Source organism: Desulfocurvus sp. DL1XJH-121 (genome assembly GCF_054819825.1).
In genome coordinates this window covers 1-235 of sequence record NZ_JBTVWW010000210.1, presented here as the reverse complement: position 1 = coordinate 235, position 235 = coordinate 1, and the positions used below count along the sequence as shown (strand labels likewise).

The window sequence follows — 235 nt, the reverse complement described above, 5'->3', positions numbered from 1 at the left end:
AGCCACGCGTCGTGGCCCGTGGCGCGCAGCACCAGCTGGAAATTGCGCGCATGCAGCAGGCCGTCGTGGCGCAGCCGTGCCAGCGCCTCGAACAGCGCTTGCGGATCGCGCTCGGACGGGTAGATCACGCCGCTGTGCAGCAGCAAAAAGCGGCTGCGGTGGCCCGTGCGCGCAGGGTTGCCGTCATGGCCGTCTTCGTCGTAGCCATTCTCGATCAGGTGGAAGCGCTCGCGCC

General features: G+C 68.9%; 1 protein-coding gene. It reads right to left on the bottom strand.

Annotated features, from left to right (window positions below):
• The coding region (locus ACYYG1_RS17905; protein WP_461211683.1) for a hypothetical protein at positions 1-235 on the bottom strand (235 nt) is incomplete at both ends.